Source organism: Lederbergia sp. B243.17, from assembly GCF_057657925.1.
Window position 1 is genome coordinate 1 of sequence record NZ_JBWBKF010000086.1, and the last position, 22054, is coordinate 22054.

22 protein-coding genes and 1 pseudogene are annotated in these 22054 nt (G+C 44.0%); 6 read left to right on the forward strand and 17 right to left on the reverse strand.

Features of this window, described 5'->3' with window-relative positions:
• Nucleotides 1-182 precede the first annotated feature (182 nt).
• The 4 genes from AC0TWI_RS17935 to AC0TWI_RS17950 all read right to left on the reverse strand — a co-directional run bounded on the left by AC0TWI_RS17935 (nucleotide 183) and on the right by AC0TWI_RS17950 (nucleotide 3706).
• Nucleotides 183-764 carry a DUF4256 domain-containing protein gene (locus AC0TWI_RS17935; RefSeq protein ID WP_488127715.1) on the reverse strand — a complete coding sequence of 194 codons (582 nt, stop codon included), beginning with the start codon at nucleotides 762-764 and terminating at the stop codon, nucleotides 183-185.
• Nucleotides 765-912: 148 nt separating this feature from the next.
• Nucleotides 913-1791, reverse strand: a complete 879-nt coding sequence (locus tag AC0TWI_RS17940; protein ID WP_488127716.1) for a DMT family transporter — start codon at nucleotides 1789-1791, stop codon at nucleotides 913-915.
• A 293-nt stretch (nucleotides 1792-2084) separates the two neighbouring features.
• Complete coding sequence (locus AC0TWI_RS17945; RefSeq protein WP_488127717.1) at nucleotides 2085-3269, reverse strand: macrolide family glycosyltransferase; 1185 nt, start codon at nucleotides 3267-3269, stop codon at nucleotides 2085-2087.
• Nucleotides 3266-3706, reverse strand: coding sequence for a helix-turn-helix domain-containing protein (locus AC0TWI_RS17950; protein ID WP_488127718.1), 441 nt, complete (start codon nucleotides 3704-3706; stop codon nucleotides 3266-3268). The genes AC0TWI_RS17945 and AC0TWI_RS17950 overlap by 4 nt, the downstream gene beginning before the upstream one ends.
• Before the next feature lie 189 nt (nucleotides 3707-3895).
• Here AC0TWI_RS17950 and AC0TWI_RS17955 point away from each other — a divergent pair, with 189 nt between their 5' ends.
• Both AC0TWI_RS17955 and AC0TWI_RS17960 read left to right on the forward strand, forming a co-directional pair.
• On the forward strand, nucleotides 3896-4387 hold the full coding sequence (locus AC0TWI_RS17955; RefSeq protein ID WP_488127719.1) for an RNA polymerase sigma factor: 492 nt from the start codon (nucleotides 3896-3898) through the stop codon (nucleotides 4385-4387).
• Nucleotides 4387-5304 carry a sigma factor regulator N-terminal domain-containing protein gene (locus AC0TWI_RS17960; RefSeq protein WP_488127720.1) on the forward strand — a complete coding sequence of 306 codons (918 nt, stop codon included), beginning with the start codon at nucleotides 4387-4389 and terminating at the stop codon, nucleotides 5302-5304. Before AC0TWI_RS17955 ends, AC0TWI_RS17960 begins: the two co-directional genes overlap by 1 nt.
• 175 nt (nucleotides 5305-5479) lie before the next feature.
• On the opposite strand, the gene AC0TWI_RS17965 is transcribed toward AC0TWI_RS17960, so the two are convergent.
• Nucleotides 5480-6568 carry a PQQ-dependent sugar dehydrogenase gene (locus tag AC0TWI_RS17965; RefSeq protein WP_488127721.1) on the reverse strand — a complete coding sequence of 363 codons (1089 nt, stop codon included), beginning with the start codon at nucleotides 6566-6568 and terminating at the stop codon, nucleotides 5480-5482.
• 220 nt (nucleotides 6569-6788) lie between these two features.
• Nucleotides 6789-7205, reverse strand: a complete 417-nt coding sequence (locus AC0TWI_RS17970; protein ID WP_488127722.1) for an SDR family oxidoreductase — start codon at nucleotides 7203-7205, stop codon at nucleotides 6789-6791.
• Between the two features lie 3 nt (nucleotides 7206-7208).
• Between AC0TWI_RS17970 and AC0TWI_RS17975 the strand changes: the two are divergent.
• The 3 genes and pseudogenes from AC0TWI_RS17975 to AC0TWI_RS17985 all read left to right on the forward strand — a co-directional run.
• Nucleotides 7209-7583, forward strand: a pseudogene (locus AC0TWI_RS17975) (acyltransferase); the annotation flags it as partial.
• Between the two features lie 143 nt (nucleotides 7584-7726).
• Nucleotides 7727-8329 carry a TetR/AcrR family transcriptional regulator gene (locus AC0TWI_RS17980; protein ID WP_488127723.1) on the forward strand — a complete coding sequence of 201 codons (603 nt, stop codon included), beginning with the start codon at nucleotides 7727-7729 and terminating at the stop codon, nucleotides 8327-8329.
• 16 nt (nucleotides 8330-8345) lie between these two features.
• Nucleotides 8346-9365: a 2,3-butanediol dehydrogenase gene (locus tag AC0TWI_RS17985; RefSeq protein WP_488127724.1), complete on the forward strand. Its 1020-nt coding sequence runs from the start codon at nucleotides 8346-8348 to the stop codon at nucleotides 9363-9365.
• Nucleotides 9366-9465: 100 nt separating this feature from the next.
• Here AC0TWI_RS17985 and AC0TWI_RS17990 read toward each other — a convergent pair whose 3' ends face one another.
• The 8 genes from AC0TWI_RS17990 to AC0TWI_RS18025 all read right to left on the reverse strand — a co-directional run bounded on the left by AC0TWI_RS17990 (nucleotide 9466) and on the right by AC0TWI_RS18025 (nucleotide 18149).
• Nucleotides 9466-10263 (reverse strand): HAD family hydrolase, encoded by a 798-nt coding sequence (locus AC0TWI_RS17990; RefSeq protein WP_488127725.1) that lies wholly within the window; start codon nucleotides 10261-10263, stop codon nucleotides 9466-9468.
• A gap of 14 nt (nucleotides 10264-10277) precedes the next feature.
• Nucleotides 10278-11492: an MFS transporter gene (locus AC0TWI_RS17995; RefSeq protein ID WP_488127726.1), complete on the reverse strand. Its 1215-nt coding sequence runs from the start codon at nucleotides 11490-11492 to the stop codon at nucleotides 10278-10280.
• Nucleotides 11493-11512: 20 nt separating this feature from the next.
• A complete protein-coding gene (locus AC0TWI_RS18000; RefSeq protein WP_488127727.1) occupies nucleotides 11513-12541 on the reverse strand; it encodes an ROK family protein in 1029 nt (342 codons plus the stop codon).
• Between the two features lie 210 nt (nucleotides 12542-12751).
• Nucleotides 12752-14065, reverse strand: coding sequence for an MFS transporter (locus tag AC0TWI_RS18005; RefSeq protein ID WP_488127728.1), 1314 nt, complete (start codon nucleotides 14063-14065; stop codon nucleotides 12752-12754).
• 476 nt (nucleotides 14066-14541) lie between these two features.
• Complete coding sequence (gene copZ, locus AC0TWI_RS18010; RefSeq protein WP_488127729.1) at nucleotides 14542-14751, reverse strand: copper chaperone CopZ; 210 nt, start codon at nucleotides 14749-14751, stop codon at nucleotides 14542-14544.
• A gap of 21 nt (nucleotides 14752-14772) precedes the next feature.
• Nucleotides 14773-17157 (reverse strand): heavy metal translocating P-type ATPase, encoded by a 2385-nt coding sequence (locus tag AC0TWI_RS18015; RefSeq protein WP_488127730.1) that lies wholly within the window; start codon nucleotides 17155-17157, stop codon nucleotides 14773-14775.
• Between the two features lie 12 nt (nucleotides 17158-17169).
• Nucleotides 17170-17472, reverse strand: coding sequence for a metal-sensing transcriptional repressor (locus AC0TWI_RS18020; RefSeq protein ID WP_488127731.1), 303 nt, complete (start codon nucleotides 17470-17472; stop codon nucleotides 17170-17172).
• Between the two features lie 212 nt (nucleotides 17473-17684).
• Entirely contained in the window at nucleotides 17685-18149 is a 465-nt protein-coding gene (locus AC0TWI_RS18025) for an NUDIX domain-containing protein (RefSeq protein WP_488127732.1), read from the reverse strand.
• Nucleotides 18150-18262: 113 nt separating this feature from the next.
• Between AC0TWI_RS18025 and AC0TWI_RS18030 the strand changes: the two genes are divergently transcribed.
• Complete coding sequence (locus AC0TWI_RS18030; protein WP_488127733.1) at nucleotides 18263-19045, forward strand: class I SAM-dependent methyltransferase; 783 nt, start codon at nucleotides 18263-18265, stop codon at nucleotides 19043-19045.
• Nucleotides 19046-19339: 294 nt separating this feature from the next.
• Here the strand turns inward: AC0TWI_RS18030 and AC0TWI_RS18035 are convergent, their stop codons facing one another.
• From AC0TWI_RS18035 to AC0TWI_RS18045, 3 genes are all read right to left on the reverse strand, one after another.
• A complete protein-coding gene (locus tag AC0TWI_RS18035) occupies nucleotides 19340-19723 on the reverse strand; it encodes a VOC family protein (RefSeq protein ID WP_488127734.1) in 384 nt (127 codons plus the stop codon).
• A 315-nt stretch (nucleotides 19724-20038) separates the two neighbouring features.
• A complete protein-coding gene (locus tag AC0TWI_RS18040; RefSeq protein ID WP_488127735.1) occupies nucleotides 20039-20653 on the reverse strand; it encodes a uridine kinase family protein in 615 nt (204 codons plus the stop codon).
• A gap of 376 nt (nucleotides 20654-21029) precedes the next feature.
• Entirely contained in the window at nucleotides 21030-21893 is an 864-nt protein-coding gene (locus AC0TWI_RS18045) for an AraC family transcriptional regulator (RefSeq protein ID WP_488127736.1), read from the reverse strand.
• Between the last annotated feature and the right edge of the window lie 161 nt (nucleotides 21894-22054).

A 22054-nucleotide genomic window follows, 5' to 3' on the forward strand; every position in this document is an offset into this window, starting at 1 on the left:
TGCACTTACCTGTTCGGACGAAAAAGTTACTTTGCTCATGTTATCCCCTAATCCCATATTCTTAATTTCAAGTATATAAAAAGCACCTGCAGGTTGAACACTCTTTTTTTCGAGTGTCCTACCTACAGGTACCACTTTACATCCATCCTCTTCGCATTAATTTATATAAGTTGATAGTGGGCTCAGATCCTCAACAATCCCCGAAACCCTCGCACGCCATAATAAGAGTCCGCACCGTTGTGATACAGGAAGACATGCCCGAAGCGGCGGTCACAGAAAAGAGCACCACCAAGTTTGCGAATATCTTCAGGTGTCTGCACCCAGCTTGATGTTTTCAAATCAAATTCACCCAATGTCTGCAAGAACCGGTATTGTTCTTCCGTTAGCATCTCGATCCCCATCGCTGCCGCCATGTCCATCGCGCTGGTCTCCGGCTTATGCTTTTTCCGTGCCTCCAGCGCTTTGCGGTCGTAGCAGATACTTCTCCGGCCCTTCGGAGTTTCCGCTGAGCAGTCATAGAATATGTATTCATTCTTCTCGTTGTCAAAGTCAACAACATCCGGTTCGCCGCCGGTTTCTTCCATTTCATAGAGCGACCGCAATTTTTCGGGATTTGCTTCCAGCTTTTTCAGCACCTCGGCCCATTTCATGCCTTCATGGCGGTTCATGTTTTTTTCGAAACGGCTTTGCAATATGCCGATCAAGTTTTCGCGCTGTTCAAGTGAAAGTTCTTCCTTGCTGATGTGATCCGTTGCTTCTGTCACTACAATCTCCTCCTATTCCTTCAAGTGCTTATCTTATTTATATCATTACTCACCAAGCAGATGCATCCCCCTAAAAAAGGAGGACATTGGAGAAGGACACCCACATCCGCCCGTTTTATGTTCAAAAATCTTTAGCAGCTGCCAGCTGTTATTCTCTTTTGTCCCGTATCACCAATAAAACACCGATGAGAATAAGCGCAGCCCCTGCCCAAAACGTCCCGCCAATCTTCTCTCCTAATAAGAGCCAGCCGAGAAATGCTCCGACCAATGGCTGAAAAAAGAAAAAGATACCGCCTCCTGAGGCGTTCAACAATTGTAGACCATAATTCCATAGCACAAATGCACAGGCCGTAGAAACGATTCCCAGGTAAAGCAGGCCGCCCCCAATCTCCGGGTTCATCAGCCGGTCGTAGTCAATATGAGCCAGACGTCCCGCCACGAAAGGAGTCAACAAAATGACGGAGACCAAAACAGAATAGGTAGTGACAACAATCGGAGAATACGTGCCCGGCACCCGCTTCAACAGAACGGACATTAGCGCCCATGTTAAAGCGGCCACAAGCAATGAGACCCCTCCAAGCTGATTGGACAAGTCTATCTGGCCGTTTCCGACGATAAGCAATACCCCTATCGTCGCCAAACAAACAGATATTCCTTTTTTAAAATCAAGCCGCTCCTTGAGCAGGAGGCGGGCAAATACCACCATAAAAGCGGGGGTAGAGGAAGTTACAATGGCCCCCATTTGTGCAGATGACAGACTCGTCCCCAACTCTTGCGTAACGATGGAGATGGTATTGCCAATGATCCCAATCAGGAGGATAAGCGGGATGTCCCCCTTACGGACTCGCCATGATCGCCTTTTCCAGGTGCCTATGAAGAGCAATGCCGGGATTGCAATTACATAACGCATCCACACCAATTCCAATGGCGGAATCACACCTACGACTACCTTCACGACTACATACATGCCGCCCCAGATACTTGCGGCCACCGCGAGACAGATAGAACCTACCCATGTCTTTTTCATTTTTGCACCCTCCGCATATCACATTATGATCAATGGATGCCCTTAGCGGAGAGAGGGTAATACCTCCTCGCACTATGGGCGGAGAAGTGCTGCAGGCACATCATTTTCAAACAACGGAAACCAAAGCATTTGAAGTTACCTCCTTCCGACACATCGCCGATCAACATATTTGGCATATGTTTGATTGGGATTTTCCTGAACATACCCGACAGATGCAAACTAGCTATGCAGAGTTGCCTTTTATCCATCATACATAATTGATTGGGTGTTTTCATCATGCAAAAGCGTAAAGTTCATTCGGGTTTGTTTTCAATTCTGGCAATGATCACATTTGCCGCTTTCACTGTGCCGCCGGCCTTCCGGAAGGTATCTGACAGTCTTTCCGCTTTTTGTGCATATCCGTGATTTCCCAGCACTTCTTGTACCGCCTCTTGCAGGTTTTGCGGTTTTGTTCTTTTCAGTCTTATTCCTGCGCCCAATTCTGCGACCCGATCAGCAACCATCGCCTGCTCACTGTGCTGCGGAAATAAAACCATCGGAACGCCGAAGTACAGACTTTCATTCACACTATTCATCCCGCAGTGCGTAATGAATACATCCGCTTTTTGCAATTCAGCAATCTGATCTGCCTTGTTTTCCACAGTAAAGTTTTTCGGTATTTTGCCAAGAGAAGCAATTTCCGTTTTTTCTCCGACAACCATTGTGACGTCATAGTCCGAATTTGCAAATGCCTTCATGCAGTGTTGATAGAAGTCATGATTTTGGTTCAGGACCGTTCCGAGAGAGATATAGACAGCCTTTCTTCCCACTTTGTTCTTTTGTACGGGCATGTGTTGCTTAATGGAGGGACCGACAAAAGCATACCTTTCGGAAAAAGTCTCCGCCATCGGCTGGAATTCTTTCGAAGTATAAACGATTGTGTCGGTTTCATTATCGTTTTGGACAATGGAGATGAAGTTCTTTGCATCGTAGCCATGGTCCCTCAACAGTTTCATTTTCCTATTGATCCGCGGCATGCCCACTATCACCCTCAGCATTTCCGGCCATCCCCGCTTCATCATTTTTGCAGTATACTGATTAAACGCAAAGGTAGTAGTCGAGCAGATATAAGGGAGCTTCTGTTTTTGCGCAAATAGTTTCCCCCAAAAGCATAAAGAGTCTGAAATAATGCAATCCGGCTGGATCTGTTCCAGCTCTATGCCTACCTTTTCTTCCAAAGCAATGGTCGTGTCAGCAATCATTTCAATCAATGATGCAAAGTCTTTTCCAGCCTTGCGTTCCAGTTCTTTCTGGGTCAACTCTGGCAGGAAGCCGTCACAAGCAATAAATGCAGCACCTGCTCCTTCGATCTTTTCCTGAAACTCTCGGAAGGAATAATACCAAACTTGATGGCCTCTTCTTACTAGCTCGGCTACAACCGGGATTGTTGGATTTGTATGACCATGGGCGGGTATTGAGAAAAATACAATTTTACTCATTCCGATTCCTCATCGGTTAATTCGGCTTGGCGAATCATTTCTGCGAATTCCAGGAAATGATCACTTTTTAAAATCGCAATCCCTTTTGTCGCATCTTCCCCCAGGACAACCAGTTTGTCGCCAGCCTGGAGCTGATACATCTCACGCGCCAGTTTGGGAATGACAATCTGGCCCCGTTCCCCGACCTTCACAACACCAAAGAACTGTTTTCCTACCGGGCCAATCCCTTTCGCCTCCGCCTCACTCATATTCCGAGTCAGCCCTTCCAAGGTGATCTGGAAAACGTCTGAAAGGATCATGCATTTCTCAACATCCGGAATGGCTTCGCCGTTTTCCCATTTGGCTATTGTCTGTCGTGACACATCCACCTTTTCAGCTAATTGTTCCTGGCTCAGCTTATGTCTTTTACGGAATACCCTAATATTCATGCCGATCATATTTATCATCTCCCTGTATCTTAAAGATACCGGAGTTCTATAAGGTTCGCTATCAACTATACAGGACATTTTTTGTTAAAAATCGTGGCATTCTTCTGTCCGTTAATACCTGCAAGAAAACGTATAATGGAATTGGAGTGTATACATTTCTTCATCCCCATCCGTTGTTTTAAGTGAAGGAGGCTACAAATGAAAAAAGAAGATGCGCTCGCCTCCTATCTGATCAGCCTGGGTGAAGAGGTGTTCAGGCTGCTAAGAGCAAAGGGGGCCAAGAAGGAAGATGCAGAAGATATCATCCAAAATACATTTTATAAAGTGTATACGTTGCTCGTTGACCTGACAGAAAGCAATCTCCGTCCATGGTTTTTCAGAGTGGCACTAAACGAGCATATTGACTTGCAAAGAAAAAAGGAGCAGCAAAACCTCTCCCTGTCGGAGGAGATATATGCAAAACTTGAGCATACCGATCGGGAGTTCGATGTGATTCTGAATATGGATGAAATCCTCAGCCTGTTAAAAGACGTGCCTGAGGAGTACAAAGAAATCCTCTTCTTAAAGTATTATTACGATTTTTCCTATGAAGAAATTGCCATTATCCTGGACATCAAACCGTCCAGTGTCAAACAGAAGTTATACCGTGCCCGCAAATCCATTCATGCCAAAACAGGAGGACCCGATTGATGGACAATACATTAAAAGACGCTTTAAAAAAAGCGAAACGAAAGCAACTGCTAAAAATCATAGGCATCTCCGTGCTTGTTGTAATGATTGTTGTGCTGATTCTGTTGCCGATTTTCTATAAGGTCGGCAATCACTTTGCTGCAAAAGGTTCGGCAAGGCTCCACGACAGGCTTTTTCTGCAGCATGCGGTATCCGAGCCAAATATTCGCATCGACTCTCAAGTAACGAGCAATTCATCTATGTTTGGCGGCAATATTGTGACGAACCGCTCCAAAAACATCGATGGTTACGTAGTGCAATGGAGCACGCTCACAAGCTCGTATGACTGGCTTCGCATTGATATTGACTATAATGAGCTGGCCCCGGGCTTCTATTGGTCGGATACCCAGTTTTACGAGTATGACAAGCAGACGAAGAACAAGGTAGCGACTTTCTATCATCCGTCGATCAAGAACTATTTTGCCGTTCAACATGACTTGGAGGGCGTTTCCAAGATGGAAGATCATGTCGCGGAAGTCGCCATCTCTTTCGACCGGCCGTATACTTGGCAAGATATCCAAGCGAAAATCCCTGATAACTTGAACATCGTCTGGCTGTATATGACTTCACCGCTTGTCGATGAAAGCAAAGGGCCTAGTGGTGTGCAGGAGATATATGGATTTGATCCAGGGACTTCACCCGAAGATGCGTATGAGGGGTTTGTTGACGCGCTTGAAAGACTCCATCCCGATGACGAAACGATCCAAACATTTCTCGCTTCAAATAAAAAGAAACCGTTTGATGATGTACCGATTTTAGGTGTCATGACTACGGGACAAACGAAAAACTTTAAGGCACTGGAAAATCAGGAGTTTATCCGCGGTTCATCCGTAGGAGCCACTGCCGAGATTGTTCCTTATATTAAACCGGAAAAATAACTAATCAAAAAGAAGCATGCTGAAAATAAAGCATGCTTCTTTTTATTATGAGGATAAATTTGTATAATCATTTCCATTGCTGCAAAAAACATTGGACATACATTGGGGATAATCCGGCCCAAGACAAGTTTTCCCCTTTTCCAATACACTTCGCAGACTGCATGATATGATGTGTTCAACTACGTGCGGAAAGCGAAATTTTGTATAATTTATCATCGCTTTCCTGTGGATTTCCGCGCCCATCTGAATTATTGCTAATGAAATAAAGGGTATTATCTTCAATGAGCACATCTCGAATTCTGCCAAGACCTGTTATCACTTTACGGTATTCGCCTGTTTCCAGGTCAAATTCTAAAACAGCAGTCCCTCTTAATGCTGCAACGTACAATTTACCATTATGATCATCAATCCCGGACGGTGCCCACGTTGACTCATCTCCAGAAGTAAATAGTGGTGAAACCATTCCTTCTTTTTCTTCATGCCCTTCGATAAAAGGCCATCCATAATTTTTGCCAGCTTCTATTTTATTTATTTCATCATTTGCGCTGTTCCCGTGCTCACTAGCATACATTGTCCCACCAGGAAGCCAGGTAATCCCTTGAGGATTCCGATGTCCATAGCTATAGACATATGAATCTGGAAACGGGTTATCACTTGGTATAGATCCATCAAGGTTCATTCTTAAAATTTTTCCGCCTAATGAATTAAGGTCTTGTGCAATTTCACGTTCAGAAGCATCCCCAGCTGTTGCATAGAGTTTTCCATCTGGCCCAATCTTTAGCCTTCCTCCATGATGATAGGAACCACTTGGAATTTTATCAAGAAGCAAACTCTCCTCCCTCCAGACGTTATCTTCCAAGCGAAGAGTTATAATACGATTAAATTGTCCTGAACGGTCTTTATACGTATAATACGCATACGCTGCGTCCGATTCCTGAAAATCGGGCGCTAGCACAAATCCAAGCAGCCCTGCCTCCGCAGCTGTTGATATCTCCTGCTTAAGCTCCAGTCTATGCCGTTCTGCTTCTCCACCATCTATTTTAACAATACTTCCTGATCTTTCGGTTAAATAAAATGTATTGTCCTGCTTTTCGATAGACCATGGGACATTCAGATTTTCCGCAATAACTTCTATATCTTGAACAGGCAATGTTGATACTAGTTGTGTATCTTCCAAACCAGTTAAGGAATCTCTCTGTCCATTTTCAGAACAACCCGCTAGTAAAAAGATGGCAGTAATTGAGGTCGCTAAGGCCTTCTTCAATTTTATCTGATCCTCCTCTCTCTATTCGATCTGCTTCGTTATAACGGTTTTTTCTATTCCCTTCACTGTAACCATCCCCACAAGCTGCAAGGGTGATGGCAATCATCATAGCGAAAGCCAGCGCCAACAATTTTCTCACAGGCTCTTTTTCCTTTGCATCTAGTCTGCTGCAACTTAGTAGAAGCAGCAGGCTCAGAGAGAAAAACGAACAAAAAACTGCTCAAACAGGCTGTGTAGGCGGGCGAACGATCATATCACTGATTGCCATACGATCAGGTGTGTCGATGGCAAAAACAACCACAGATGCAATATCTTCCGGAACCAAGCCCCATTCTTTTTGTGCTTCATGAAGATTTTCAGAAACTTGTTTGTCATTAATGGTTTTATATAACTCAGTAGCTACTGCTCCTGGTGAGATGATGGTTGATTTAATGTTATTTTCTCGTTGTTCTTGTCTTAATCCTTCCATAATTGCATGTACAGCAAACTTAGTACCGCAATATATGGCTGAATCAGGATAGACGACATGTCCTGCCACTGAATCTGTTGCAATAATATGCCCTGATTTTTGCTTTGCCATGATAGGCAGCACAGCAGCAATGCCGTTTAAAACACCCAATACATTAATATCGAGCATCTTTTTCCATTCCTTTATACGGACTGCGGGAAGAATATCTCAATAGGCAAAAATGTCTTTATCAATTCTGGCTGTCGTTTTCAAGACCAGGGCGGCATTACGATTGGTGATGGAGCTCTTATTGGTCACAATGCCGTGTTAGCTACCCTCAATCATGACATGACTCCGAAAAAACGCAGCAATTTGCATCCTGCACCGATTAGGATCGGCAAAAATGTCTTGGTTGGAGCAAATGCTACTGTCGTACCCGGCGTGACCATTGGTGATGGGGCCATCATCGCTGCTGGTGCAGTAGTGACCAAGGATGTCCCAGCAAATGCTATTGTAGGCGGAGTTCCTGCTAAAATTATCAAAACGATTGAAACCGACGAGGATTAATTCCGTCGGTTTTTTCATTACTAACCCACCTTTCGCCTCTCAATCGATCCATTCCACTCAATTTATTGACGAAGAAATGCACCAAGCGTATACTATCAATTGAACAACCGTTCAAAACACTTGTTCAATTAATGATGAAAGGAATGAGTCAATTCCAACAGAGCAAAGGCAATGATAACAAAGAAGTAAAAGATCAAATTCTCCGTGCGGCAAAGTCATTATTTGCAGCAAAAGGCTATGAAGGAACTACTGTCAGACAAATTTGCACGAACGCAGATGTATCTTTGGCTCTCGTATCCTATCATTTTGGCGGTAAGGAAAACGTGTTTCTTGAAGTGTTTGAACCTATTCGGCAACTGTTTGCGGATATGGCCTATGATGTATCAAATCCATTACGTGCGCTTGAGAACTTTTGTAGACAATTCGTGAATTTTAGAAGTGCAGAATATGAATTATTTAATATATTGCAGCAAGAGTTAGTGATGAATAGTCCGAGGTTGGAGAAACTGAAGGATGTTTTTCTTCCCTCTTGGGAACAGCTTCGGGTCATTTTGCAAGAATGCAGGAATCAAAAGCTGATACAATTTCCATCGGTTGATGCCGCAATAAATTTTATTATGGGGACATTGATGTTCTCGCTTAATAATTCGTATTTAAACCATTTACAATCCGACTTGTCATCCGAGCAAATGGCTGATTTAGCCGTAAATTTTATTATCAATGGACTTCAAATAACTGAACAATAAGGGAAGAGGTAAAATGATGAAAGCAGCGAAAATTTATGGAGCAAAAGATATTCGAGTGGAAGAGGCGGAACTACCTACCCTTGAAAAAGGAATGGTAAAGGTAAAAGTAGAATATGCCGGCATCTGCGGAAGTGATATGCACGAATACTTAGCAGGTACATATGAAATACGGACACAACCGGTTTTGGGTCATGAGTTTTCTGGTGTAGTAGTGGAAGTCGGAGAAGGGGTAACTAATGCAAAAATAGGTGACCGAGTAGCCGTTGAACCGCTTATTCCTTGCGGCAAATGTGATAATTGCCAGCGAGGTTTTGTAAACTTATGCACAAGCCGCCAAGGATATGGTTATACGATCTCTGGCGGGTTTGCACAGTATGCAGTCGTTAAGGAGGAGAATGTTTTCCACTTACCGGATAATATGAGTTTGGAACTCGGTGCACTTGTTGAGCCAACAGCTGTTGCGGTTCACGCAGTCCGTCAAAGCCAATTAAAGCTCGGCGATACAGCAGCAATCTTTGGCGCCGGACCGATCGGATTATTGCTGTTGCAAGCCGTTAAAGCTGCAGGAGCAAGTGAAATCTTTATTGTGGAAGTATCCGATGAACGCAGGCAAAAGGCTTTAGACCTTGGAGCAACACACGTCATCAACCCAGTTGATACCGACGCAGCGGCTTATATCCGAGAAAAAACAAATGGCGGTGTAAATGTGGCCTTTGATGCTGCTGGGGTTCAAGCTACATTTACAAGTGGAGTTCGTTCCGTCCGGCCTGGCGGTGAATTTAAAGTCGTAAGCGTTTGGGAAAAACCAGTAGAATTCAATCCGAATATGATTGTCATGACGGAAGCAAAAATCAGCGGGTCTTATGCTTACATCCGCTTATTCCCTGAGGTCATTAAACTATTGTCAAACGGTGCAATCGACGGACATGCGGTTATCACAAGCAAGATTTCATTAGACGACATCGTTGACAAAGGCTTTGAACGATTAACAAAAGACCGTAGTCAGTGCAAAATTTTGGTTGATATGAATCTCTAAGTCTCATCCAATTAGCCCCCATAAAGCATCCGAAGGGGCAGCTTTATGGGGGCTATTTTTGCTTCAATTGAATTTTATACAGCTGCTCCCCCTACACTCCTTACTGTAGGGATAAGAATTGAATGATCGTTCTTGTTACAGCATCCTCTTCATTTGACCGAGTTATATACGCGGAAACATCCTTTAACTCCTCGACCGCATTCCGGACAGCAAAACTATAAGCAGCGCGTCCCATGAGTTCCATATCATTATATCCATCTCCAAACGCCATCGTCTCTTCAGGGGTAACGCCGAGCAAACGTTGCAACTGTTCAACGGTGGTTCCCTTATGTACGTTCGCGTTCGCAATATCAATCCAAGCGGCCTCAGACGCGACGATATAGGCTGTTTCAAAAAAACCGGATAGTTTTTCCCGTGTTTCAAAGCAACGGAGGGAAGGATCATGAATGGTGATTTTAACAAAATCCTCATTAATCTCCCGGAAATCAGAAATTCGGCTTACCTGAGCATACGATCTCCGGACTATTGCCGCCTCTTCCGAAGAGAGACCGTCCTTAATTATTGCCCCACCTTTCGTGCATGCAATGATCGTATGATCCGGACTGATTTTCTCGAGCTGCCGGATGATGTCCAACCCCAGCTGATTGCTGAGCAAACTTTCGTAAACAAATTCACCATTATGTTTAATTCGGGTGGCACTGTCTCCCAAAATCCACAGATCCTTTGCGTCATCGCCAAATAACTCTTCTACCCGCTCACATTGCTTGCCGGTAACTGGAGCGAAAGCTACTCCTTTTTCCTGCATTAACTTTTCCGCTTTCTTGTAAAGATCCCTGTTAAAGTCACCATTGTTGTTTAAAAATGTCCCATCCATATCGGTTAAAACCAGTTTAATCATGCACGGTCTCCTCTCTATGTTGTTATGTTTACTTCTCTCTTAAACAAGCTTTTTTTCCTCAACAATCGATTCAGTCTTTCAGAGCTTAGAAGCATGACCACAGTAAAAACAAGGATGCATATTGGCAGTATTCCGGTTGAAATACGCGAGGCCAACATGCCAAGGATAGGCGGGATAAATGTCGTTCCCGTATAGGCAATCGCCATCTGGTAACCCATGATGGTCTGGGAATGACTCTTCCCGAAGCGAGTTGGCGTTTCATGCAACATACAAGGAAAGATAGGTGCCAGCCCTAGTCCAATTACGATAAAGCCAACCAGCGAGAAAATAGCCGGCAGAGGCAACAACAGAATCAATGCACCTGTTAATGCTGTGAATTGCCCATAGCGAATCAATGTACGATTCGTCACTTTGAACGTAATAAAGCCTGTTACCAGCCTGCCAATTGTTATTCCTCCGTAGTAAAAGGATACCCAACCTGCAGCCGCTGCTGCGCTCAGCCCTTTACTCTCTACCAAGAAACTGCTCCCCCAAAGGCCTACCGTTGACTCAACCCCGCAATAAAACAAAAAGGATAACAATGCCAGCTTTACTCCTTTAATTTGCAGTGGTTTTTTATCTGCATTTTCGTCTTGGTTCCCCTCAGCTGTCACTTCTCCCACGTTGTTGCTGGTCATCGTATTCACCTTGTTCCACAAAGGCAAAGTGAAAAAGAGAATAAGCACTAATGCGAACTGGAGGCCGGATATAACGAAATAACCACTTCTCCAAGCACCATCTTCTGAAATAAAGTGAGACATGATAATCGGGCCAAGAGTAGCACCGACTCCCCAGAAACAGTGCAGCCAGCTCATATGGTGCGCCTTATAATGGGCAGCGACATAATCGTTCAGCCCAGCATCAACAGCTCCTGCCCCTAATCCGAGTGGGATTGCGCAAACCATCAGCCATGCTACTGATGGAGCAAATTGAAATCCGAGCAAGGCACAAGCAGTCATGAGGACACTGACAGCTGTGACTTTTCCGGTACCATAACGTTTTAAGACCTTGCCGCTCACGAGACTGGAAAGAATGGTGCCGCCCGCAATCGTCATAAATAAGTACCCCGCAGTTTCGAGCGGAGCCCCTAATTCCGGTTGCATGACGGGCCATGCTGCCCCCAATAAAGAATCGGGCAAACCTAAGCTGATAAAAGCCAAATAAATAAGTAACAAAAGGTATGTAGCCATGCTGAAACCTCGCTAAAGTTTTAGATTTTGGGGTGTGCCTCTTTTGAAATCTCATAAATAGTGCCCTCTGTCACCAACCATATTAACCCTCGAGTAATACTCCCTTCGAAATCTTGATTAAAAGAGATGACAGGCTTGTTTGGTTGTCTTGGCAACAATTGATTGGAATCAATGGCTTTGCTCATAATTTTTGCATCTACTCTTTCAGAGGATATGATAAAATTGCTCGGCGCTATTACGGCGTTATAAATAGCCATAATTTCCGAAAGATTCCCGGACAATTCAGTCCCAGTTTCAGGTGCTGGCCGGTCCATAAGAATTGGAAGGTATTTCGCCTCTCCGGCTAACCCCTTTTGCCCCTCAATAATCGCACCATTTGAAAAGATCGTTATGCCAGGCATACTTTTTTCAGGATAAAATATGCCTACCACAGTTTCGCTTTTAAGCAAATTATTGTGAGCACAGTACCCCATCGTCATCAAATGCGCGTCATTTTGGACTTTGATCGGTACGTCTGTAATTTTTTTCAGTTCCCGCTCAATATACCAGCCATCGAACTCGTTTTCCCAGCTTGATGTAACCACTCCATTAAAGACTTTACCAGGCAGTGCGATGCCTATTCTTTCAATTTCATAATCTCTGTTTAAGTAGTGTTCAACCACCTCTAAGAGAGTTTTGATGTTTATTTGGGGAAAGCCTATTGCCTCCGAAACTTTCACAGTCCCCTCCAGGTTTACAATTTTCACGACTATTTCCAATTCCCTTTTCATCTCCAAACTATTTTTTTCCTGAATGGAGAGGAGAAGATAGAACGCTTTATCATAATTAAAATGGTACTCATGAGCAGGCCGCCCCATCCCTTGTTGGATCAATGGCCCTTCAATAAGAATACTCTCCCTCACTAATTCCTTCACCAACGAATTAATGGTGACTACGCTTATGCCGGTTTCCTTCGCCATTTCCGCTTTGAAAGCTTTACCATTCGAGAAAAGGAAAGCCATCAACTTATCCCTATTCTTCCGCCGGATTAAATTGCTTTCCTCCTTCAAAGAGAAAACCCCCGTTCTTTTTAAAGATATTTAATTAAATTGTTTAATTAAGTATAATCGACACTTGAATCCCTTGTAAATAGCAAATCTTTAATCTTCCATCCGAAACGACTAATTCATTTGACCCGCCCAGTGTTGGCCATACACAGGATGAAAAAACATCCGAAAGGGCAGGTTTAAGACCTGCCATTTCGGATGTACCATATCTTTTTATCCGCTAAATGAGTTCGGCTGTTCCAACGGCTGCTTTTCCTCTTTTCGTGCCCATAGAATCACTGGTATCAACAATAAAGAAGACAGCCCGCCAATAAGAGACAGTGTCAAAAAGCTTGCGCCTGCTACAATCACACCAGACATTGCTCCGCTAAGGGCACCAGACAACGCGATTAAAACATCGACAGTTCCTTGGGTTTTTGCCCGAGTGGACATATCCGTTGAATCAACAATGATTGTAGTCCCGCTGATCAGGCCGAAGTTCCATCCAAGTCCGAGTAAAGAAAGGGCGATGACAAGGGAAACCATTGAGTTTGCAGGTGAAAATGCTGCGACGATACCCGCCAAAAGCAAAGTTGTGCCAGATGCAATTGCCATTGCTGTGCGGCCGATCTTATCCACGAGGACACCTGTGACGAGCGATGGAAGATACATAGCCCCTATATGGAAACCGATCACAAGGCCGACTGCCCCCAAGTCATGTCCATGATTCCTCATATGAACGGGGGTCATGGTCATAATCGCCACCATGACCATTTGCGTCAGAACCATCACGATCGAACCCGCAATGATTCCCTTCTTGTCTTTTACTTGTACTTCTTTCGCTATAGGCTCTTTGTCTATACGCTCCTTATTGGATGCATCGATTGCCTTTGCGATAATAAACGGATCCGGCCGAAGCATGATGAAAAGGACAATACCTGCAGAGAGATAAGCAGCGGCTCCCAGTATGAATGGCCCTGCAAGTGATGGAACACCCATGGAAAGGGCTATATTTCCCATCACATTGACCAGATTTGGCCCTGCAACTGCACCGAAAGTAGTAAAAACCATCGTAATACTGATCGCGGTAGCTCTTTGCTTGCGACTCGCCAAGTCTGTCCCTGCATAACGGGCTTGCAAGTTCGTTGCAGACCCGGCCCCATATACGAGCAGGGAGGCAAATAATAGGATGACACTATTTAGGATTGCTGCGATGATGACCCCTATCGCACCGATCCCTCCAACGAGAAAACCGGTCGACAACCCTGTGCGGCGGCCGTACCGCTGAGACAATCTTCCAACCGTGAGAGCCGCTCCGGCTGATCCTAAAGTGAGCAATCCCGCCGGAAGTCCGGCGAATGCCTCGGTGCCGAGCATCTCTTGTGCCAAAAGCGCGCCTACCGTTACACCTGCCGCTAACCCTGCACCCCCTAATATTTGTGAGATGCTTACAACGATTAATGTGCGCTTATATAATGCCTGTTGTTTTTCCGGAGAGCCGGCGTAGCTTTGCAATAAAGTCTCACGCCCTCCTTTTCTATCCCCCATCATCTAGCCTGCCTTCCAAGGGATGAGTCCCTTTCTGATAATTCCGTTTATCATAACACGTACAAAAACCCCGTACAATACTATAATTGTATGTCCAGCAGGAGCAGACTAGATGAAAAGGACCAGATTTTTAGAGTCATAATCAATCAGGAGCCCCTTTCTCAACAGAACCTTGGTTCGTTCAGATCTGAGAGTGCACACCGGTTATCATGCAATTAGAGCCAGAAAAACCCTTTCCTCCGGGCATGCCTCTCATCGCCCACGGGCCAAGTTATCGATATCTTTACTGAAACGCTGATATATTTCGTGAGACGCCGATATATTTACTGTGGCGGCGATATATTCACCAAGAAGGAGATATATTCTTCTGGACGGAGATATCCTGAAGAACCAACCCTCCTCCCCTTAGACATGCAAAAAGGCCGCCGCAGAAAGTCAGTTCTCACTGAATTTCCGGGCAGCCCTACATGCTTATCTTAGGCTTCTACATCATAACCTTGATCCTCAATCGCTTCTTTCATAGCAGCAACGTTCACTTTTGATTGATCAAAAGTGACATCTACTTTACCGGCTTCGAGGCTTACTTCAGCGGCTGATACGCCGTCGAGTTTTTTCAGGGCACCTTCTACTGCTGCTTTGCAATGACCGCAGCTCATGCCTTGTACTTTCAGTTCTTTCGTTTCCATGATTGTCTCACCTCCTTCAAATTACAGCTTGATCCGTTTTAAACGGAGCGAGTTTGTGACAACACTTACTGAGCTCAGTGCCATGGCAGCTCCGGCAATCCACGGCGCAAGCAACCCGATTGCTGCTACCGGGATTCCAGCTGCATTGTAGCCGAATGCCCAGAAAAGGTTTTGACGGATATTCCGAATCGTGGCATGGCTAATTTTTATCGCTTTCGGTATGAGCAGCAGCTCACCGCCGAGGATTGTCACGTCAGCCGCTTCAATAGCAACTTCTGTACCCGTTCCAATCGCAATGCCGATGTCTGCGGTAACGAGGGCAGGCGCATCGTTTACGCCGTCCCCAACCATGGCCACTTTTTTTCCCTGTGCTTGGATTTCTTTCACTTTATCCGCTTTTTCCTCAGGGAGTACTTGTGCAATTACATGGTCGATGCCTACTTGTTTTGCAATCGCCTGGGCGGTTCTTTCATTGTCCCCGGTCAGCATGATGACTTCCAGCCCTTGTTCTTTCAACTGTTTGATCGCTTCCGGCGCTGTCTCTTTGATCGTGTCCGCAACAGCAACAGTCCCACGATACTGTCCATCTACAGCAATCAGCATCGCTGTCTTGCCATTCGTTTCAAATTCAACCATTTTCTCTTCATCGCCGGCAATATCGATTTGATGCTCAAGCATCAATTTCCGATTTCCTACAAGGATGTGCTTACCGGCAATTTTCGCTTCGATACCGTGTCCGGGTATCGCATGGAAATCATCCACATCAACAAAATCAATATCGTTCTCCGTTGCATAGGCAACAATGGCTCCTGCAAGCGGATGTTCAGAGCCTTTCTCGGCACTGGCCAATAGTTGCAGTGTTTCTTTATCACCGGAAAAGTCGGTTACTTCCGGTTTTCCTTTCGTGATGGTGCCTGTTTTATCAAGAACGATGGCCTCCAGCTGATGAGTCCTCTCCAGATGTTCCCCGCCTTTGAAAAGGATCCCGTTTTCTGCAGCTCTTCCGGTTCCAACCATAATAGAGGTTGGTGTCGCAAGACCGAGTGCACAAGGGCAGGCAATAACAAGCACGGCAATTGCAGCCACAAGGGCCGGTTCAAACTGGCCGGGATTGACGAAAATGATCCAGATGGCAAAGGTTACGATGACAATGCCGATAACGATCGGTACGAAATACCCTGAAATCACGTCCGCTAAACGCTGGATCGGCGCCTTTGAGCCTTGAGCTTCTTCCACCACTTTGATGATGGAAGCAAGGGCCGTGTCCTTCCCTACTTTTGTTGCTTCTACTTCAATTGAGCCGTTTTTATTGATGGTGGCTCCGATGACCTTAGCCCCCGGATCTTTTTCAATTGGGATGGATTCCCCCGTAAGCATCGATTCATCGACGGACGTTCTTCCTTTTGCCACGATACCATCCACCGGTATTTTTTCTCCTGGTTTGACAATTAAATGATCCCCGACCGCAACTTCCTCAACCGGTATCATCACTTCTTTGCCGTCACGGATGACACGCGCCTCTTTTGCCTGCAGATTAAGCAATTCCGACAAGGCATTCGTTGTCTGGCTTTTCGCTCTAGCCTCCAAATACTTTCCGAACAAAATCAACGTGATTAATACGGCACTCGTTTCAAAATACAGATGCGGCATGTAATCCGGGTTGCCGATCGTCTTCAAAGCCTCATATAAGCTGTAGAAATACGCGGCACTCGTTCCCAGTGCAACAAGTACATCCATGTTCGCCCCGCCGTTGCGAAGGTTCTTATAGGCACCCACATAAAATTGCCAGCCGATGATAAACTGGACGGGTGTCGCCAATATAAATTGGAACCATGGATTCATGAAAATAGCCGGGATGTTTACATTAAACAAATGGACAAGCATCGTTAACAAAAGAGGCGCGGATAAAATCGCCGATACAATCAGCTTGGTTTTCTTGCTCTGCAGCTCCTTCTCTTTCGAAGTTTGTTTGTCCTTCGCTTCCGCCTTCGGCTTTGCATCATAACCGGTGTTTTTGATTTTCTCTATCAATGCATTAACATCGACTAATCCCGGATTGTATTCAATCGCCGCGCTTTCTGTCGTCAAGTTCACCGTTGCTTGTTTTACACCCGCTTGCTTGTTTAAAACCTTCTCGATGCGGGTGGAACAGGCTGCACACGTCATTCCGAACACATCGAGGTCAACCTTCTCTGTCAAAACACCGTAGCCGATATTCTCAATTTTCTTCGAAATATCGTCAAGAGATGTTTTCTCCGGATTGTAATTGATTGACGCCTTTTCTGTTGTCAAATTGACCTGGGCTTCCACACCGTCCATTTTGTTCAACGTTTTTTCCACACGGGTGGAACACGCCGCACAGGTCATCCCTTTTATACCAAGTGTTGTATGGACTGTATCACTCATCTTACTCCCCCCTTACTTTGAAAACTGCTTTAATACACCCATCAGTTCATCGATAGCCTCTTTGCCTTCCCCCTGCTTGATTGCATCGCTGACACAATGATTAATGTGCCGTTCAGTAACGGAAAAGCCGACGTTTTTCAAAGCAGCTTGAATTGCACTGATTTGCACCAAAATATCGACACAATAGCGATCCTCTTCCACCATCTTTTGGATGCCGCGAACTTGGCCTTCAATTCGCTTTAACCGGTTGATGACCGCTTGCTTCTCATCTTTTGTTCTAGGCTGGCTTGGGTGATCATGTAAAAATTTATCCATAACCATCACTTCCTTGTTATTTATATTTATACTATACCCCCCTATAGTATAGATGTCAACATGAAATATACTCAAATATAATATCCCCGGATTACCCCAAACAATCGGTTATGCAAAGAATAAAAAGGACCGGATCGCAAAAGGATCCCGCCCGTAATTACACTGCATTTCCGCTTAAATTAACCTTACCAAGCTGCAGAGTGTCTTGTCGCTTAATTTATGTCCCCCAAATAAACAGGGACATCCTTGCCGGAAAAATAATCAATAATATACTCACGCATTGTCTGAGGATATAGTCTATAATTCAATAATTCCAGCAACGGCAGCCACTCTACACCGATTTGCCCGTCATCCGGGACGCTTCCATTGCCTATCTTCTCATTTCCCTCTCTGATTTTACATAAAAACATATACTCCGTTTGATGTATATCCGAGTCAAACGCAGCATGCTCATGATTTTTTCCAATGTATTCTCGGATATAGACTAGATCACCAATCTCCACCTCTACATTAATCTCTTCTATACATTCCCTTTTTAATGTTTGGTGAAGGTTTTCTCCGTGTTCTTGGCCGCCACCAGGCAAGATATAATAACAGCCATCACGATCTTGCTTTTTAATTGCCAGCAACCGGCCGTCTTGTACAATTACTGCTTTCGCTGAGTTTCTAATTCCCATTCTTTACATATCTCCCATCCTAAATCAGAATTTATCCAATATTCATTACCCAGCCTATCATATATAATAAGGGCTACCAAGGTTGAATTATCCTTTTGTAGGAGGGAATGAAAATGGTAAGCAATCACCTTGTAGAAGACAGTTGGAATGCCCATTTATATGATGGAAGCCATTTCTTTGTTTCGATGTTCGGAAGTGAATTGATCGACTTATTAGCACCACACAAAGGCGAGAGAATTCTTGACCTTGGTTGTGGAACAGGTGATTTAGCAAAGGAACTATCCGATCTGGGAGTGCATATTACTGGTGTTGATAAATCAGAGAATATGATACGTCAGGCGAAGAACAAGTACCCGACTATCAATTTCGAGGTGAATGATGCACTCACCTTACAATACAGTGGTGAATTTGATGCTGTTTTCTCCAATGCTGCCCTCCACTGGGTAAAACCTCCGAAACAGGCCCTGCAACATATTTTCAAAGCATTAAAACATGGAGGCAGATTTGTTGCTGAGCTTGGCGCTAAAGGGAATATAGAAAAAATCACGAGCGAAACGACTCATCAAAGAAATAAAGCAGGATATGACTATGACATGAACGATTTCTCCTGGTATTTCCCGAGCATTGGGGAATATGCCTCTTTGATGGAAGAAGTCGGCTTTCAAGTGATATTTGCACAACAATTCGACCGGCCAACACCTTTAGACGGGGATAATGGTTTAAAAAACTGGTTAGAGATGTTCGGCAGCGGCCTGCTGTCAGGGATACCTGAAAAAGCTGTGGATGAAATCATCGCAAACACAGTAAAAGGTTTGAAAGGCAGTTTATATAACGAAGATAATAAACGTTGGATCGCAGACTATAAAAGACTGCGTGTTGTTGGGATAAAAAAATAAGCGCGATAAGAAGAGCGTAGAGAATATTTTTTACGCTTCTATGAATGTTCGTTTGAAAGGCTAATGCTAGTTGTGGAAGCAATTAATCAATCGTTTGATTAACGGTTGAAGCAAACAGAAGTGGAAGCTAGCGATTAATGAATGAGTAAATTGAGAAGAACTCTAAACACTTGATGTCAATGCATGTAAAAAAAGCCAGCGTTTAAAAGATGAATTAAAACGTTGGCTTAAAAGCATGTATTCGTTGCTCCCTACTCTTCCTTCTTTGGATTGAGCAAGATTTGTAAAACTAATTTATTCAACAGAAGTGCAGATTTCAACATAATGTCCATCCGGATCTGCTACATAGGCAACGGTTTGTCCCCATGGCTTTGTAACAGGTTCTTTTACAACTGGCACACCTTGTCCGCGAAGCTGGTCAATTGCTGCTGGAACATCTTCAACAACAAACCCGATTTCAAAAGTTTGAGTTGAGTTCGATGCTTCAGGCACCTTTAATCCGATGTCATCTGCAACAGATTGGCGAGTATTGATAGATAGCGTTGTTGCGCCGGTATCAAATTCCACATATGTACCTTGCTGCATTTTGACAGGCAAACCGAGAAGTTCTTTGTAGAAATGCATCGTCTCTTCAAAATCGTTTACGTAAAGAATGACATACTTCATCGCTAATTTCATTTGCTTCCCTCCTTAAGAAATGGCCGTTTCCCATAGTACGCGAAATATTTTACAGAATAATTATAACATTTTTAACTAGTCCACCTACGGGACACTAATAAAAAGTAACGAAATCACCAGTACGGCAAGCATTGTACCTTATAATCTTTTCCTTACTAGAATTTCTTTAACACCTAATAAATAACTCCATTTTGAAAAAAGATTGATCAAAATGGAGTTAGTCTTTTTAGATACGTATGCGTTTTTTATAAAGAAGTTGGATCATTTTAATAACCTTTATTCCGCTAACACGCTCGTTAATTGAATAGTGTCATTTCAATCATTCACAACCACCAAATCAAATGAATCTGGAGAACGGAGAACAGAAAAATAATAATCCTCTACTGGGTTCCATCGCAAATGCCATTCCCTATCTTCAGTACCTTCTCTAAGATTATGCCGATTCCGCCGAATATCAGGAGCTACATCCACTAAAATAGAAAGATCAATCAAATCGGATAACCAATGTGAGCTGTATATTCCATCTAAAATGATTACCTTTGAAGGTTCCAATACGACCTTTTCAGAAGAAAAACCATTCATGGTTGAAAATGAAAAAGGATGATATTCTGCTTTTTCACCCGCTAGTAAAGGTAGTAATGCTTCAGCACGTACCCTCTCCCAGTCAATACAACGACGACACTTCTTTTCAACTGAGTAGTGATCCCATTCATGATCAGGTATCTCTACTGCGAAGAAATCATCGCAGTGAATTATAGTTGCTTCTATAGATAAAGCTACTTCAGATGCTAATGTTGATTTCCCTGAGCCGCTCCCGCCATCGAAAGACACCACCAAAGGCCGATTACAATCTTGTAAGCCTTTGTTAATAGAAAATACGATAGATTGGGATGATTCCTTTACGTTGTAAATTGAATGATTGTTCTTCACATTAGCCCCTCCAAATGAAGGACGCATATTTAACGTCAGCAGGAGATATGATTCTTCCTTCAGAGAGAAAGACACACAAAATGCGCCCATCCCCAAACTAGGGTTTTTGAGCCAAAAATGCAGTCCTTGAATGATTATAGATAGTCAAATAAACCCTCTTTAAAGAGAGTTAAAAATAAACTATTCCGATGTCTAATCATTACAAGCTCTTCCACATCTCGATATCCCCTTTCCATATCTCCAATAAATTTATTTTACCAAGCAAGTGGGAATTTTACAAAAATTCAAACGAGGCTCAATTCAGTTGTAAAATCAGCCGGCCCCAGCCCCGTAGAATACAGGGCCAGGACCGTCTGATTTATTTCCAGTGTCTACTTTATTTATTTTTAATTGGTATCCAGATTTCAGAGTAATAATCACTTGAAGCTGGGTCTGCGTCACTCGGATACACTTCCATCTCAGGACCGCCGCTATGCTCATAACCGGTTGACGGAAACCATTCAGAGAATATCCGCTCCCATACTTTTGGCATGGCATCAGGCATGGCACCATGAACCGGGAATATAGCCCACATTGAAGCGGGGATCTGTCTCTCTTCCCAATCCTGTGGAATGGACTCAATATTTTTTTCTGCCCCGATTAAATAGGTCAAGTGCTCTTGCTGTTTATCAAAGTCCATGCAAATCCCGATTAATCCAAGCGGCCCGCTGTTTTTAGCCAATTCTCCTGAGAAGCCATTACGATTCGATTCGTTCCAGAAAGCGGCGATCTCCCGGTTATTCTCTCCTCCAATCGTCGTTGTGCGTATACTTTTCCCAACTACCGAAAATGCCTCTTTTTCTACAATCTTGTAATCCATCTCTACATCACCCTTTATAGAAATTTGAAAAGAGAGTTTTGGAAAGGCCTTTAAGGTTTTGCTTTGTTTTTTCGCAGTTGACGGACTGATGCCATGAATCTTGCGGAATGCTTTTGTAAAAGATTCCGGGCTTTCGTAGCCATATTTCAAAGCCACATCAATCACTCTGGATTTTGAGTTGACTAATTCTTGAGCAGCGACAGTTATCCGGCGATTCCGGATATATTCGCTTACGGTATACCCAGTCAGCATACTGAACATCCGCTGGTAATGAAATTTAGACATGCAGGCAATTGCTGCAATCTCTTCGATCGTAAGAGGACTGTCTAAATTGTTTTCTATATGCGTGATACTGTCCACCAATCTTTGGAGCCCTTCCATGTAAAACTCTCCTCTCTAGAACACAGCATAACAACTTCGTTTTGGCCTTTCCTGTTCGTTCGTGCTCGTTTATGACAGATTCATACTTCTCCCTCAATCAACCTCGGCTTTTCTATGTATAAACCTTTCTCCTATTCCATTCTTTATTACATTCCACATTT